13 protein-coding genes are annotated in these 14,948 nt (G+C 67.4%); 10 read left to right on the top strand and 3 right to left on the bottom strand.

Features of this window, described 5'->3' with window-relative positions; genetic code table 11:
* From GO615_RS28615 to GO615_RS09385, 10 genes are all read left to right on the top strand, one after another.
* The coding region (locus GO615_RS28615) for a hypothetical protein (RefSeq protein ID WP_211167016.1) at window positions 1–267 on the top strand (267 nt) is incomplete at its 5' end.
* Between the two features lie 20 nt (window positions 268–287).
* A complete protein-coding gene (locus GO615_RS09425; RefSeq protein WP_169127280.1) occupies window positions 288–2,264 on the top strand; it encodes an AMP-dependent synthetase/ligase in 1,977 nt (658 codons plus the stop codon).
* A gap of 11 nt (window positions 2,265–2,275) precedes the next feature.
* Window positions 2,276–3,097, top strand: coding sequence for an ABC transporter ATP-binding protein (locus GO615_RS09420; RefSeq protein WP_169127278.1), 822 nt, complete (start codon window positions 2,276–2,278; stop codon window positions 3,095–3,097).
* A gap of 31 nt (window positions 3,098–3,128) precedes the next feature.
* A complete protein-coding gene (locus tag GO615_RS09415) occupies window positions 3,129–4,055 on the top strand; it encodes a branched-chain amino acid ABC transporter permease (protein ID WP_169127276.1) in 927 nt (308 codons plus the stop codon).
* A 77-nt stretch (window positions 4,056–4,132) separates the two neighbouring features.
* Window positions 4,133–5,200, top strand: coding sequence for a branched-chain amino acid ABC transporter permease (locus GO615_RS09410; RefSeq protein WP_169127274.1), 1,068 nt, complete (start codon window positions 4,133–4,135; stop codon window positions 5,198–5,200).
* A gap of 86 nt (window positions 5,201–5,286) precedes the next feature.
* Window positions 5,287–6,612: an ABC transporter substrate-binding protein gene (locus GO615_RS09405; protein ID WP_169127272.1), complete on the top strand. Its 1,326-nt coding sequence runs from the start codon at window positions 5,287–5,289 to the stop codon at window positions 6,610–6,612.
* A gap of 82 nt (window positions 6,613–6,694) precedes the next feature.
* Window positions 6,695–7,531, top strand: a complete 837-nt coding sequence (locus tag GO615_RS09400; protein WP_169127270.1) for an ABC transporter ATP-binding protein — start codon at window positions 6,695–6,697, stop codon at window positions 7,529–7,531.
* Window positions 7,532–7,794: 263 nt separating this feature from the next.
* Window positions 7,795–9,027, top strand: a complete 1,233-nt coding sequence (locus GO615_RS09395) for a phenylacetate--CoA ligase family protein (RefSeq protein ID WP_169127268.1) — start codon at window positions 7,795–7,797, stop codon at window positions 9,025–9,027.
* A gap of 114 nt (window positions 9,028–9,141) precedes the next feature.
* Window positions 9,142–10,308, top strand: coding sequence for a CaiB/BaiF CoA transferase family protein (locus GO615_RS09390; protein ID WP_169127266.1), 1,167 nt, complete (start codon window positions 9,142–9,144; stop codon window positions 10,306–10,308).
* A gap of 65 nt (window positions 10,309–10,373) precedes the next feature.
* A complete protein-coding gene (locus tag GO615_RS09385; protein WP_169127264.1) occupies window positions 10,374–11,264 on the top strand; it encodes an AEC family transporter in 891 nt (296 codons plus the stop codon).
* Between the two features lie 52 nt (window positions 11,265–11,316).
* Here the strand turns inward: GO615_RS09385 and GO615_RS09380 are convergent, their stop codons facing one another.
* From GO615_RS09380 to GO615_RS09370, 3 genes are all read right to left on the bottom strand, one after another.
* Window positions 11,317–11,754: a PhaM family polyhydroxyalkanoate granule multifunctional regulatory protein gene (locus GO615_RS09380; RefSeq protein ID WP_169127262.1), complete on the bottom strand. Its 438-nt coding sequence runs from the start codon at window positions 11,752–11,754 to the stop codon at window positions 11,317–11,319.
* Window positions 11,755–11,838: 84 nt separating this feature from the next.
* Window positions 11,839–13,764, bottom strand: a complete 1,926-nt coding sequence (locus GO615_RS09375; RefSeq protein WP_169127260.1) for an ATP-binding protein — start codon at window positions 13,762–13,764, stop codon at window positions 11,839–11,841.
* Complete coding sequence (locus GO615_RS09370; protein ID WP_169127258.1) at window positions 13,761–14,708, bottom strand: ABC transporter substrate-binding protein; 948 nt, start codon at window positions 14,706–14,708, stop codon at window positions 13,761–13,763. Before GO615_RS09370 ends, GO615_RS09375 begins: the two co-directional genes overlap by 4 nt.
* Window positions 14,709–14,948 lie beyond the last annotated feature (240 nt).

The raw sequence follows: 14,948 nt of genomic DNA, 5'->3' as shown, positions 1-14,948 counted from the left end.
GTCAATTCTCGGTCGCTCGGGATCTGCCTGGTTGGCACCGACCGCTTCACCTTCCCCCGGGATTTATCGTGCCCCCTCTCAGGTGGTCGTCCGGTTGTTACGATTCACTACATTCCACAAACAGTTGCGCAAACATGGCTTGCGAGACTGCACGCATACAAAAGCGCGACCGGCAGCCACGATGCTGCCCCCGACGCTGCGGCGCACACGACTGCGCCGGACCCCGGACCCGATAACAAGACCTGGCCGGGTGGAGACGAAGAATGAAAACCAAAGGAGGAGGTGGTATGTCCGACAGAAACGGGCAGGCCGAGCACCCGGCCGCCCTGGACACCTTTCCGCGGCTGCTGATGAACCATGCAACCGTGCGACCCAATCGGCCCGCGATGCGCGAAAAGGAGTTCGGCATCTGGCAGACCTACACGTGGGCCGAAGTCGCGCGCAACGTGCGCGCCATCGCCTGCGGGTTGGCGGAACTGGGCTTCAAGCGCGGGGACCGGCTGGCGATCATCGGCGACAACCGTCCGCGCCTGTACTGGTCGGTGGCCGCGTGCCAGTGTCTGGGCGGCATCCCGGTGATGCTCTACCAGGACGCCGTGGCGCCGGAAATGGCCTATGTGCTGCAGGACGCCGAGATCCGCTTCGCCGTGGTCGAGGACCAGGAGCAGGTCGACAAGATGCTCGAGATCCATCCCGAGGTGCCCTTCCTCGAGCACGTGATCTACGACGACCCGCGCGGTCTGCGCCATTACAGCCAGCCGATGCTCAAGGGTCTGGACGAGCTGCAGGAGATGGGCAGCATCCATGACCGCAACCACACCGATTTTCTCGACGGGGAGATCGACAAGGGAGCGACGGACGACATCTCGGTGATGCTGTACACGTCCGGCACGACCGGCAAGCCCAAGGGCGTTTGCCAGACACATGCGGCCTTCATCGCCGCGGCGACCGGCGGGATGGGCTTCGATAAGCTGAGCGATCAGGAGGACATCCTGTCCTACCTGCCGATGGCCTGGGTGGGCGACCACCTGTTCTCCTTCGCGCAGGCGATGGTCGCAGGCTTCACGATCAACTGCCCGGAATCCGGCGACACCGTGATGACGGACCTGCGCGAGATCGGTCCGACCTACTACTTCGCGCCGCCGCGCGTGTTCGAGAACCTGCTCACGCAGGTCATGATCCGCATGGAGGATGCGAGTGTCATCAAGCGCAGGCTCTTCGCGCACTTCATGGACGTCGCGCGGCGCTGCGGCGCCGACATCCTCGACGGCAAGCCGGTGTCCGCCGGCGACCGCCTGCAGTATGCGCTCGGCAACCTGTTGATCTACGGCCCGCTGAAGAACGTGCTGGGCATGAGCCGCATCCGCGTGGCCTACACCGCGGGCGCCGCGATCGGACCGGACCTGTTCCGTTTCTATCGCTCGATCGGGGTGAATCTCAAGCAGCTCTATGGCCAGACCGAGACCTGCGCCTACGTGTGCCTGCAGCCCGACGGCCAGATCAAGCTCGATTCGGTCGGCAAGCCCGCACCCTTCGTCGACGTGAAGCTCGCCGACAACGGCGAGATCCTGGTGAAGGGGCCGATGCTGCTGAAGGCCTACTACAAGCGCCCGGACGCGACCGCCGAGTCGATCAACGCCGAGGGCTACTTCATGACCGGCGACGCGGGCTACTTCGACGAGGACGGTCACCTCAAGATCATCGACCGCGCCAAGGACGTCGGCAAGCTGGCGGACGGCTCGATGTTCGCGCCCAACTACATCGAGAACAAGCTCAAGTTCTTCCAGCACGTGAAGGAAGCCGTCACCTTCGGCAGCGGTCGCGACTGCGTCACCGCCTTCATCAACATCGACCTGGAGGCCGTGGGCAACTGGGCCGAGCGGCGCGGCCTGGCCTACTCGGGCTACACCGACCTCGCGTCACAAGGCGTCGTGTATGAGCTCATCCGCGATTGCGTGGAGAAGGTGAATGCCGACCTCGCCAACGACGCGCAGATGAGCGGCTCGCAGATCCGGCGCTTCCTGATCCTGCACAAGGAGCTCGATGCCGACGACGGCGAGCTCACGCGCACGCGCAAGGTGCGCCGCAACTTCATCGCCGAACGCTACGCGGTGCTGATCGACGCGCTCTTCGAGGGCAAGCAGACGCAGCACATCGAGACCGTCGTGAAGTACGAGGACGGGCGCGAGGGGCGCATCAGCGCCGATCTGCGCATCGAGGAAGTGAAGACCTTCGCGCCGCAGGCGGCGAAGCTGGCGGCATGAGGGGGGAGGCGATGATGATGAACGACATGCCGCAGGAAGCGGTGCAGGAACAGACCCGACGCATCGGCGACGTGGTGCTCGATCTGCAGAACATCTCGCTGTCCTTCGGCGGCGTGAAGGCGCTGACCAACATCAGCTTCGACGTGCGCGAGCACGAGATCCGCTCGATCATCGGTCCCAACGGCGCCGGCAAGAGCTCGATGCTGAACGTGATCAACGGTGTCTATCACCCGCAGGAAGGCCGCATCCTGTTCCGCGGCGAGGAGCGCCGCAAGATGGAGCCGCACGTCGCGGCGGCGCAGGGCATCGCGCGCACCTTCCAGAACATCGCGCTGTTCAAGGGCATGAGCGTGCTCGACAACATCATGACCGGGCGCAACCTGAAGATGAAGTGCGGCCTGCTCGCGCACGCGATGTTCTGGGGCCCCGCGCAGAAGGAGGAGATCGAGCATCGCAAGAAGGTCGAGGAAGTGATCGATTTCCTCGAGATCCAGAGCATCCGCAAGACCCCGGTCGGACGGCTGCCCTACGGCCTGCAGAAGCGCGTCGAACTCGGGCGCGCGCTCGCCGCCGAACCCAGCCTGCTGCTCCTTGACGAGCCGATGGCGGGCATGAACGTCGAGGAAAAGCAGGACATGTGCCGCTTCATTCTCGACGTGAACGACCAGTTCGGCACGACCATCGTGCTCATCGAGCATGACATGGGGGTCGTGATGGACATCTCCGACCGCGTCGTGGTGCTCGACTACGGCAAGAAGATCGGCGACGGGGCACCCGACGAGGTGAAGAACAACCCCGAAGTGATCGCCGCCTACCTCGGCACGTCGCACTGAGCGCACACCAGAAAGGAATCGGGAGACAAGGATGCAGTTCTTTTTCGAAGTGCTGATCGGTGGCCTGCTGTCGGGGGTGCTGTACGTCCTGGTGGCACTGGGCTTCGTGCTGATCTACAAGGCCTCGGGCGTGTTCAACTTCGCGCAGGGGGCGATGGTGTTCTTCGCCGCGCTGACCTTCGTCGGCTTCCGCGAGCTGCTGCCGGGCCTCACCGGGCTCGACCCGGAAGGCGCGCTGGTGTTCTGGATGGCCTTCGTGCTGGCGCTGGGCGCGATGATCGTGCTCGGCATCCTGACCGAGAAGATCGTGCTGCGCCCGCTGGTGAACCAGCCGCACATCACGCTCTTCATGGCCACGATCGGCCTGACCTTCCTCGTCGAGGGCATCGCGCAGGGCATCTGGGGCGCCAACGTGCGCGGCCTGTCGCTGGGCATCGCCGACGAGCCGGTCGAATGGATCATGGACAGCGCGAACATGCTGGTGTCGAAGTTCGACCTGTTCGCGGCAGCCCTGGCCGGCGTGCTGGTCGCCTCGCTGGCGCTGTTCTTCCAATACACCAAGGTCGGCCGCGCGCTGCGTGCGGTCGCCGACGACCACCAGGCCGCGCTGTCGATCGGCATCCCGTTGCAGCAGATCTGGGCCATCGTGTGGGCGGTCGCGGGCTTCGTCGCGCTGGTCGCGGGCCTGATCTGGGGCGCCCGTAGCGGCGTGCAGTTCGCGCTCACCTTCACGGCGCTGAAGGCCCTGCCGGTGCTGATCCTGGGCGGCTTCACTTCGGTGCCCGGCGCGATCGTCGGCGGCCTGATCATCGGCGCCTCCGAGAAACTCGCGGAGGTCTATATCGGCCCCTTCGTCGGCGGCGGCATCGAGGGTTGGTTCCCCTACATGCTGGCGCTGGCCTTCCTGCTCGTCCGCCCCGAGGGCCTGTTCGGCGAACGCCACATCGACCGGGTCTGAGCCGCCCCGCATTGGCCTGACGCCCCCGCTCCCGCCCGAGGCGGGCAGGGGACGACCAACAAGATTGGAGACAACGCATGCTTTACCGGGAAGCCGGCCAGTTCAAGGCCAGTTACATCGAGGATCAGCAGATCTTCCCGATCCGCCAGGACAAGATCGGGTTCATCGCCATCCTCGCCTTCTTCTCCCTCGTCGTGCCCATGATCGCGAGCGAATATTGGCTGCAAGCGATCCTGATCCCTGTGCTGATCTTCTCGCTGGCCGCGATCGGACTCAACATCCTCACCGGCTACGCCGGCCAGCTCTCGCTCGGCTCGGCCGCCTTCATGGCGGTCGGGGCCTTCGGCGCGTACAACTTCATGCTGCGCATCGACGGCATGCCCTTCATCGCCGCGCTGATCCTCGGCGGCCTGTGCGCGGCCCTGGTGGGGATCGCGTTCGGGCTGCCCAGCCTGCGCATCAAGGGCTTCTATCTCGCGGTGGCGACGCTCGCGGCGCAGTTCTTCATCGTGTGGGCGCTGGTGAAGTTCCCGTGGTTCTCGAACAACTCGACCTCCGGCGTGATCAGCGCGCAGAAGGTCGAGATCCTCGGCTTCGCGTTCGACACGCCGGTGTCCAAGTACCTGCTGACGCTGGCCGTCGTCGCCGTGTTCGCGCTGCTCGCGAAGAACCTCGTGCGCACGACGACCGGGCGCTCGTGGATGGCGGTGCGCGACATGGACGTCGCTGCCGAGGTCATCGGCATCCGGCCGATGCGCGCCAAGCTCTCCGCCTTCGCGGTGTCGTCCTTCTACTGCGGCGTCGCGGGCGCGCTCTACGCCTACACCTACCTCGGCACGGTCGAGCCGGAAGGCTTCAGCCTGGACCTCTCGTTCCGCATCCTGTTCATGATCATCATCGGCGGGGTTGCGTCGATCATGGGGTCCTTCCTCGGCGCGGCCTTCATCGTGCTGCTGCCGATCTTCCTGAACGTCGCCATGCACGCGCTGTTCGCCGGGACGATGCCGGCGGGCCTCGCGTCGAACCTCGAACTGATCATCTTCGGCGGACTCATCATCTTCTTCCTCATCGTCGAACCGCACGGGCTCGCGCGCCTGTGGCAGATCGGCAAGGAAAAGCTGCGCCTGTGGCCCTTCCCGCACTGACAGCCCTGGAACATCCGTTGCCGGCGGGGGAGGCCGGCACGCGTCAAAGTGGTAGCTGCATCAACACATACAAGAGAGGAGACACCATGAAACTGAAGAAAACCGCACTCGTCGCCGCCGCCGTCGCCGGCCTTCTGACCAGCGGCTACGCCGCCGCGGCCTCCGAGCAGTTCATCGGCCTGCCGAGCTACCGCGTCGGCCCCTTCGGCTCCAACGGCGCATCGCTGTACGGCGGCTGGATCGACTACATGGCGATGATCAACGAGCGCGACGGCGGCATTAACGGCGTAAAGCTGAGCTGGGAAGAGTGCGAGACCGAATACAACAACGCGCGCGGCGTGGAATGCTACGAGCGCCTGAAGGGCAAGGGCGCGACCGGCAACACCGTGTTCCAGCCGCTGTCGACCGGCATCACCTACTCGGTGCTGGAGAAGGTCGCGCAGGACAAGATTCCGATGGTGACGATCGGCTACGGCCGCACCGACGCGGCCGACGGACGGGTCTTCCCGTGGGTCTTCCCGATGATCTCGACCTACTGGACGCAGGCCTCGGCGATCATCAACTACATCGGCTCGAAGGAAGGCGGCGTCGATAAGCTGAAGGGCAAGAAGATCGGCCTGCTGTACCACGATTCGGCCTACGGCAAGGAATCGCACGCCATCCTCGACAAGCTCGCGTCCAAGCACGGCTTCACGGTGGAGAAGATCGCCGTCGCCAGCCCGGGCAACGAACAGCAGGCGCAGTGGCTGCAGATCCGCCAGGCCAAGCCCGACTACGTGATCCTGTGGGGCTGGGGCGTCATGAACGCCACCGCGCTGCGCACCGCGCAGAAGACCGGTTATCCGCGCGAGAAGGTCATCGGCGTGTGGTGGTCCGGCTCCGAGGAGGACACCGTACCGGCCGGCGACGCCGCCAAGGGTTACACCGCTGCCGGCTTCAACGTCGCAGGTGCCAACTACCCCGTCGTCCAGGACATCCAGAAGCACGTCTACGGCAAGAGCAAGGGCAACATGGAAGACAAGGGCCGCGTCGGTTCCGTGCTCTACAACCGCGGCGTGGTGCACGGGATCATCACCGTCGAGGCGATCCGCAAGGCGCAGGAGAAGTACGGCAAGGGCAAGGCGCTGACCGGCGAGCAGGTGCGCTGGGGCTTCGAGAACCTCGACATCGACGACAAGCGCCTCGCCGCGCTGGGCGCCGCCGGCTTCATGCCCGACCTGAAGATCACCTGCGCCGACCACGAAGGCGCCGGCAAGGTGAAGTTCCAGCAGTGGGACGGCGCCAAGTGGACCGTCGTCAGCGACTGGATCAGCGGCGACCAGACGGTGGTGCGCCCGATGATCGAGGAGTCTGCCGCGGCCTACGCGAAGGAGAAGGGCATCACCCCGCGTGACTGCTCGAAGGAGATGTAAGCCGCGACCGGGGCCGCGCGCCGCGCGGCCCCGCCAGGCTTGCCGGGGAATCCCGACGGAGACAGGAAGGCGAAGACGCACGATGAATACAGCCACTCACACTGCCGCGAGCGCCGCGGCCCCCTACCTCAGCATCAACAACGTCGAGGTCATCTACGACCACGTGATCCTCGTGCTCAAGGGCGTGTCGCTCCAAGTGCCCAAGGGCAAGATCGTCGCCCTGCTCGGCGCCAACGGCGCCGGCAAATCGACGACGCTCAAGTCGATCTCCAACCTGCTGCGCGCCGAGCGCGGCGACGTCACGAAAGGCAGCATCGAGTTCAAGGGCGCGCGCATCGACCAGATGACCCCCAACGATCTCGTCAAGCGCGGCGTGATCCAGGTGATGGAAGGCCGCCACTGCTTCGGGCACCTGAGCATCGAGGAGAACCTGCTGACCGGCGCCTACACGCGCTCGATCTCGCGCGCCGAGCTGAAGGACAACCTCGAGAAGGTCTACCACTACTTCCCGCGCCTCAAGCAGCGGCGCAGCTCGCAGGCCGGCTACACCTCGGGCGGCGAGCAGCAGATGTGCGCGATCGGCCGCGCGCTCATGGCCAAACCCGAGATGATCCTCCTCGACGAGCCGTCGATGGGCCTTGCGCCACAGATCGTCGAGGAGATCTTCGAGATCGTGAAGGACCTCAACACCAAGGAACAGGTGAGCTTCCTGCTGGCCGAGCAGAACACCATGGTCGCGCTGCGCTACGCGGACTTCGGCTACATCATGGAGAACGGCCGCATCGTCATGGAAGGCGATGCGAAAGAGCTCGCCACCAACGAGGACGTCAAGGAGTTTTACCTCGGCCTGGCGGGCGAGGGGAGGAAGAGCTTCCGCGACGTGAAGCATTACCGCCGCCGCAAGCGCTGGCTCTCGTGACGGCGGGAGATCGCGGCGCGATGTCGCGTTGCTCGGGCGCTCGTGTGCAGCAGCACTGGGCGCACCCTCGCGCCACGCTTGCCCGTCGTCGGGCTTCGGGAGCGGACGGCGCTTCGTGCGGACGAAATTCGCAAGGCGGGAGTCGGATGCGTCCGTTCGCCCTGAGCCCGTCGAAGGGCCGGGTTCAGCGGGGCTTTGACGGCAAACCCATCGGTATTTGGCTGCCGGCGCAATAGTCGTCCGGCGCGTGCAGGAATCTTGAGATGAACTACTACGACGCCAGAGAAACCCGTGACCCCGCCGAGCGCGAGCGGGAGCTGATGGCCCGCCTGCCGGCCCAGATCGCCCATGCGAAGGCGAACGCGCCGGCCTTTGCGGGGCTGCTGGACGGCGTCGATCCGGGCACGATCACGAGCCGCGAAGCGCTCGCCCGCCTGCCGGTCACGCGCAAGTCGGAGCTGCTCGAACGCCAGAAGGCCGCGCGCCCCTTCGGCGGCTTTGCCGCGACGCGCTGGGGCGCCGATTGCCGCCGGGTGTTCGCGTCGCCCGGCCCGCTGTACGAGCCCGAAAGCGCTCGCCCCGACTACTACCGCCTCGCCCGCGCCTTCCACGCCGCCGGCTTCCGCGCGGGCGATCTCGTGCACAACACCTTCTCCTACCACTTCACCCCGGCCGGTTCGATGATGGAGACCGCCGCGCACGCGCTGGGCTGCACCGTCTTCCCCGCCGGCGTGGGCCAGACCGAGCAGCAGGTCGCCGCGGTCGCCGACCTGAAGCCCAACGCCTATGTCGGCACGCCGTCTTTCCTGCGCATCATCCTCGACAAGGCCGAGGAGTTGGGCGTCGCGCACAGCTTCACCAAGGCCTTCGTCTCCGGCGAAGCCTTCCCGCCGGCCTTGCGCGATGCGTTTGCGGCGCGCGGCATCGCCGCCTGCCAGGCCTACGCGACCGCCGACATCGGCCTCATTGCCTACGAGACGCCCGCCCGCGAGGGCATGGTGCTCGACGAGGACGTCATCCTCGAGATCGTGCGCCCCGGCACCGGCGACCCGGTGGCGCCCGGCGAGGTCGGCGAGGTCGTCGTCACGACCTTCAATCCGGACTACCCGCTGATCCGCTTCGGCACCGGCGACCTCTCGGCGGTGATGCCCGGCGCCTCGCCCTGCGGGCGCACCAACGTGCGCATCAGGGGCTGGATGGGGCGCGCCGACCAGACCACCAAGGTCAAGGGCATGTTCGTGCATCCCGGCCAGATCGCGGCGGTCGCGAAGCGCCACCCCGAGATCGTGCGCGCGCGCCTCGTCGTCGATAACCCGGACCTCAACGACCGCATGACCCTGCACTGCGAGGCGATACAGCCCGGCGAGGCGCTCGCCGACGCGATCGCCGCGAGCATCCGCGAGCTCACGAAGCTGCGCGGCGACGTGAGCTTCTGCGCGCCCGGCAGCCTCGCCAACGACGGCAAGGTCATCGACGACGTGCGCAAGTACGAGTAAGCGTCCCGGCCACCTCCCGCAGGGCGGGAGGAGCCGGAGGCGTATCCCGTCACTACGGCGTCCGCCGTGGCACGGCGGTAAAATGCCAGGCTTTCCCGAACCGCTACCGACAGCATGAGACAGAAGCCCCTCGCGAACCTGCGCGTCCTCGACCTCACGCGCCTGCTGCCCGGCCCGCTCGCGACCCAGCACCTCGCCGACTACGGCGCCGAGGTCATCAAGGTCGAGGATACAGGCGCCGGCGACTATGCGCGCACCATGGGCGCGATGAACGGCGACACCAGTTTCTTCTACCAGGTGTGCAACCGCGGCAAGAAGAGCGTGCGCCTCGACCTCAAGCGGGCCGAAGGCCGCGAGCTGTTCCTGCGCCTCCTCGATACCGCGGACGTCGTCGTCGAGGGCTTCCGCCCGGGCGTGATGGACAAGCTGGGCCTCGGCTACGACGCGCTCGCCGAGCGCAAGCCGAAGATCGTCGTGTGCAGCATCTCCGGCTACGGCCAGACCGGCCCCTACGCGCTGCGCGCCGGGCACGACATCAACTACATCGGCTACGCCGGCGTGCTCGACCAGATCGGCACCGCGGGCGGCGCGCCGGCGCTTTCCAACCTGCAGATCGGCGACCTCCTCGGCGGCACGATGTCCGCGCTGTTCGGCCTGCTCGTCGCGGTGCTCGACGCACGCGCCAGCGGGCAGGGGCGGCATGTCGACGTCGCCATGACCGACGCAGCGCTGGCGCACGCGATCTTCCCGCTCGCCGAAGTGCTCGCGCACGGCACCGTGCAGCCGCGCGGCGAGGATCTCCTTACCGGCGGCGTGCCGTGCTACGGCGTGTATGAAACCGCGGACGGACGCCACATGGCGGTCGGATCGCTGGAGGAGAAGTTCTGGCACCTCGTGTGCGACACCCTTGGCCGGCCGGACCTCAAGGCCGCGCACCTTGCGACGGGCGAAGAGGGCGCCCGCGCCCGTGGCGAGGTCGCGGCGATCTTCCGCAGCCGCACCCAGGCCGAATGGACGGCGCTCTTCGACGGCGTGGACTGCTGCGTGACGCCCATCCTGCGTCTAGAGGAAAGCCTCGAGAACCCGCAACTGCGCGCGCGGGGCATGGTCACCGAAGTCGACGGCGTGCGCCAGTTCGGTCCGCCCGTGCGCCTGTCCGGTTTCGAGCCCGGGCCGTTTGCGCCGGCGCCGCAGGCCGGCGCGGATAGCGATGCCGTGCTCGAGTCGCTCGGCCTCGACGCCGCGGAGATCGCGCGCCTGCGCGCTGCCGGCGTCATCTGAGCGTTGTCGGCAAGGGGGTAGAAACCGCAGTCGCGACGGCGTCCGGGGCAGGTTAAGCTTCGCCGATGCAAAGCCTGCTCCTGCTGCTCCCCGACTTTTCGCTGATCCTTCTCGGCGCCGTGCTGCGCCGCCACCTCGTCGACGGCGACGCCTTCTGGAGCGGCGTCGAGAAGCTGGTCTACTTCGTGCTCTTCCCCGCGCTGCTGTTCAACGCGCTCGCCACCGCGGACATCGACCCGGGCCGCGCGCTGCCCCTGTTCCTCGCGGGGCTCGGCACGATGTTCGCCGGCTTCGTCCTCGGCTGGCTCGGGCGCGGCCTGATGGGGCTCGATGCAATGGGCTTCGCGTCGCGCCTGCAATGCGCCTATCGCTTCAACACCTACATCGGCATCGCGATCGCCGGCAAGCTGCACGGCGCCGCGGGCATCGCACTGATGGGCGGCCTGTGCGGTGCGATGGTGCCTTTCGCCAACGTGATGGCGGTCGGCATGCTCGCGCGCCACGGCCAGGGCAGCCTGCTGCGCGAACTGTCGCGCAACCCGCTGGTCCTCGCGACCCTCGCTGGCCTGCTGTTCAACCTCGCCGGCTTCGACCTGCCCGCCCCGCTGACGTCCTTCCTCAAGCGCCTCGGCGATGCCGCGGTGGCGCTGGGGCTGCTCGCGGTCGGTGCCGCATTGCGCTGGGAGATGGTGGGTGGGCGCTGGACCGGCTCCGCATGGATCGTCGCGGTGAAACTGCTGTTCCTGCCCGCGGTGGCCTGGCAGATCGGTCGTGCGCTGGGGGTCGAAGGCGTCGCCTTCGACATGCTGGTGCTGTTCGCGGCACTGCCGAGCGCGAGCTCCGCCTACATTCTCGCGATGCGCATGGGGGGCGACGGTGCCGGCGTCGCGTGGTTGATCTCGGCGACGACGCTCCTCGCCGTTCCCTCGCTGACCCTGTGGCTGCACCTACTGTGACGGGCGGCGCAGTGTCCGGGGGCCGCGCCTGCGCGCCAGCCCCCGGGGCGGTTTATTTCTTTTCGCCGGACTTGCGCGCACCCTGGCCCGCATCGCCTCCCGTGGTGGCCGAGGCGGGCTTTGCCGCGCCCGCCGGCGCACCGCCAGCCTGGGTCCCGGCCATCGCCGCCCACGGCCACATCGCGGCCGAAGCGAACGGATTGGTCTGCGCCTCACCCGGTCCCTGAGCGCCCGGCTCGCGCGCCTGCTGGCTCATCGCCTGCACCGCGGCAATCGCCGCGCGCTGCACTTCGAGGCCCTGCGTGGTCATCTGCAGCATGCTGAGGTTCATCTTGAGCCAGTTCTCGACCGCCTTGAGGTCGGCGATGCGCTTGTCCAGTTCGCCCACATCCAGCGTCGGCGTGATCATGCCGGGCAGGGAGAAACCCATGTTGTTCCACATGCCGCGCACGAATTCGAGCGGATCCTTCGCCGAGTTGTCATTCGCCATGCCCCTCTCCCCTCAGATGAATACGTCTTCATATTACTCCTCCCGCGTATGGACGGGACGAGCGCCGATCGGACTGCAGCAAACCTAGTCGTCGCGTCCGGGCAGCCGGTTGAGCAGCGCCCGCAAGCGTGCCGGACGCACCGGCTTGTGCAGCAGGGGCAGCCCTTCCTCCTGTGCCTGACGCAGCGTGTCCGGCCCCGTGTCGCCCGTCACCAGCACCGCCGGGATGTCGGCGGCCTTCCATGCGCGCAGGCTGCGGATCACGTCGATACCGTTGAAACGGCCGTCGAGGCGGAAGTCGCTGATGATCAGTTCCGGGACGGTCCCGTCGCGGTTCAGCTGGTCGACGAGCGATTCCGCGTCGCCCGCCGCCACGACCTTGCAGCCCCAGGACGTGAGCAGGCTCTGCATGCTGCCGCGTGCCAGCGGATCGTCATCCACCAGCGCTACGTGCAGTCCGCCCAGGTCGCCGGGCATGCGCTCGGTCTCGGCCCCGGCGGGGGGCGCTTCGGGCTTGGCGAGCGGGACTTCCACCGCGAACACGGAGCCTCGGCCGGGGCTGGAGCGCAGCGTCAGGCGATGGTGGAGCAACTCGGTCAGACGCCGCACGATGGGCAGGCCGAGTCCCAGCCCCTTGTCGCGCGAGCGCTCGGGGTTATGCAGCTGCACGAACTCCTGGAAGATCGCCTCGTGGGACTCCTCGGGGATGCCGACGCCGTTGTCGCGCACCTCGATGCGCAGTCTGTCGCCGCGCCGGCGGCAGGCCACCAGCACGCGACCTTTGCGCGTGTAGCGCACGGCGTTGCTCACGAGGTTGCTGAGGATGCGTTCGAACAGCACGGGGTCACTGCTGATCCACGCATTGGTGGGCCGCGCCTTCAACTCCAGGTCGCGGGCGTCGGCGCCGGGGCGCTCGTCGGCGGCGATGCGATCGAGCAGCGGCTGCAGGGGGAAGGCGCGCACGTTCGGCTGCACCACATCCGCGTCCAGGCGCGAGATGTCCAGCAGGCTGTCGAGCAGATTCTCCATCGCCGCGGCCGAGGCGGCGATGCGCTCGACGAGCCGCCGCACGTCGGGGGCATGCTCATGCTGCGCCAGTTCCGCGATGAAGAGCCCCAGGGCGTGCATCGGTTGGCGCAAGTCGTGGCTCGCCGCGGCGAGGAAGCGCGACTTCGACAGCGTTGCGCGTTCCGCCTGGTCCTTGCTCTCGCGCAGCTCGGCCGTCGCCTCCGTGATCTGGCGACTCATGTCGTCATGAGCGCTGGCGAGCTGGGCAGCCATCTGGTTCACCCCATCGGTGAGCGTGCGCAGCGTGCCGCCGCCCACGAGCGGAACGCGAGCGGAGAACTGCCCCCTGCCGATGCGCTCCACCGTCACCGCCACCTGGCGGATCGGGCCGGTCACGCCCCGGCTCATGTAGTTCGCCAGCATCATGCTGCCCAGGAGCACCAGCACGATCACGACGCTCCCCGTCAGCAGAAGTTCGCGTTGGCGGTCGTCGAGGCGCGCGCGCGACATGTCGACGATCACCGCGCCCAGCATCGGTGGTGGTGCGGCTGCGGGGCCTGCTCCCGGCGCCTGACTGGACAGATCGTCGTCGAGGTCGAGCGTGCTCGGAACGACCGGTTCGATGATGCGCAGCGTCTGCGGCGTGTCGAGCAGGCGTCGCGCCGGCGCCAGCTGGGAGAGCACCGGTAGCGACTTGTCCAGGTAGCCGCTGCGCGCCAGCGCCTCGCCGCCGCGATCCACGATCAGTACGCCCGTCACGTCGTCCTCGGCCAGCATCGCCGACGCCAGTCGGTGCAGCGTTTCGCGGTTGCCCGAGAACAGCGCGTACTCGCTCGCGGCCGCGAGCTGGCGCGCAAATGCCTGCCCGCGGGCATGGTAGGCCTCCTCGTGGTCCGCGACGCGCGAACGCGTGTAGAAGGCGGTCAGCACGATGGCCAGCACCAGCATCGGCAGCACCGCCACCAGCATCACCCGTGCACGCACGCCCCATGTGTCGATCACGGCTTCACCTCCGGGCGGCCTTCGCGCTGGCGCAGGCGGGCGGCGATGCGCTCCGGCGAGTCCAGTTCGATCGCCAGCGAACGTGCGACATTGGGATTCGTCGCGATCTCGAACTCGCGCGGTGCCTGCGGCGGCGGCAAGCCTCCGCCTTCAAGGACGTGACGCACCGCGTCGGCCGCCTGGCGGGCGATCTGCGCGGGCGTCGAATACAGCGCCAGCAGCGCTCCCGCGCGGACATAGGCGGGCGAAAAGCCCACCAGCGGTGCGCGGTGGCGATAGCTCGTCAGGAGCACGTTCTGGATCGTGTAGCTGTTGAACAGCGTGGCGTCGGGCAAGGCCAGCAGGACGGCGGGTTCGTCGAGCAGGCGTTCCAGCGCAGGGTAGATCTCGTCGACAGAGGATATCTTCTCTATAGTCGCCCGCAGTTGCTGTTCCCGCGCCACCGCAGCCAGTCGGCGCGCAAGTTCGTCCGAGGCGGGGCTCGCGAGCATGGCCACCGCGGGTTTGTGCGGAAGGGCAATGTTCAGCAGCGCGATCTGCCGGTGCACGGGTTGGTCGAGAAAAATCGCGGAATACCGACCCGCGCGTGGTCCGTACTGGATGAGGTCGAACGCGTCGCGCGGGATCAGCGTGTGCAGCACCGGCGCCGAAGGGCTGCGGATCCCCACCGCCTTTGCCGCCTGCGTGCCGATGGTGACGACGATGCGCGCATCGGCCAGGGCCGTGCGTTCGAGGTCGCGCAGGCCGAAAACCGCCACGTCGCCATCGGGAAGATCCTGGGCCAACGCAGTGCGCAGCGCGACGAGGGTTTCCTCATGGGCGCCGCTGCGTTCGGCCGTGACCACCACCACGCGCGAGCCGGCGAATGCGCGACCGCAACAGACCGCAAGGATCGCAAGCGCGAGCACCATGGCGCGCAGGAGACGATCGCTGAACCGCAACATCGGCGCTTCAGCGGGCTCGTCCGGCGAGCGTGGCCTCACTCGCCGGTGCGCGTAAACGACGGGTTGCGCCCGTGCCCGCGGATGTTGCGACAGGCGCCTGCCAAAGTTTGGCTCGATGCCAAATTCGTATGCTCATCGGGTGGTTCTGGTTGTCGTGTGTCCGCCATGACCATGAGTGATGTCCGTTTGGCGTGCGCTAAATTGGGGTTGCCGGCATATAACAAGGTAATTTTCCCCGAT

Origin of the sequence: Aromatoleum evansii, from assembly GCF_012910805.1 — a bacterium.
GTDB lineage: Bacteria > Pseudomonadota > Gammaproteobacteria > Burkholderiales > Rhodocyclaceae > Aromatoleum > Aromatoleum evansii.
Note: the sequence above shows the minus strand (reverse complement) of the source record. Positions and strands in the feature narration are given on the sequence as shown.

Coding starts and splice junctions, on each gene's coding strand:
- GO615_RS09425 (WP_169127280.1), top strand. CDS start 288: ATGTCCGACAGAAACGGGCAGGCCGAGCACCCGGCCGCCCTGGACACC.
- GO615_RS09420 (WP_169127278.1), top strand. CDS start 2,276: ATGATGATGAACGACATGCCGCAGGAAGCGGTGCAGGAACAGACCCGA.
- GO615_RS09415 (WP_169127276.1), top strand. CDS start 3,129: ATGCAGTTCTTTTTCGAAGTGCTGATCGGTGGCCTGCTGTCGGGGGTG.
- GO615_RS09410 (WP_169127274.1), top strand. CDS start 4,133: ATGCTTTACCGGGAAGCCGGCCAGTTCAAGGCCAGTTACATCGAGGAT.
- GO615_RS09405 (WP_169127272.1), top strand. CDS start 5,287: ATGAAACTGAAGAAAACCGCACTCGTCGCCGCCGCCGTCGCCGGCCTT.
- GO615_RS09400 (WP_169127270.1), top strand. CDS start 6,695: ATGAATACAGCCACTCACACTGCCGCGAGCGCCGCGGCCCCCTACCTC.
- GO615_RS09395 (WP_169127268.1), top strand. CDS start 7,795: ATGAACTACTACGACGCCAGAGAAACCCGTGACCCCGCCGAGCGCGAG.
- GO615_RS09390 (WP_169127266.1), top strand. CDS start 9,142: ATGAGACAGAAGCCCCTCGCGAACCTGCGCGTCCTCGACCTCACGCGC.
- GO615_RS09385 (WP_169127264.1), top strand. CDS start 10,374: ATGCAAAGCCTGCTCCTGCTGCTCCCCGACTTTTCGCTGATCCTTCTC.
- GO615_RS09380 (WP_169127262.1), bottom strand. CDS start 11,754: ATGGCGAATGACAACTCGGCGAAGGATCCGCTCGAATTCGTGCGCGGC.
- GO615_RS09370 (WP_169127258.1), bottom strand. CDS start 14,708: ATGTTGCGGTTCAGCGATCGTCTCCTGCGCGCCATGGTGCTCGCGCTT.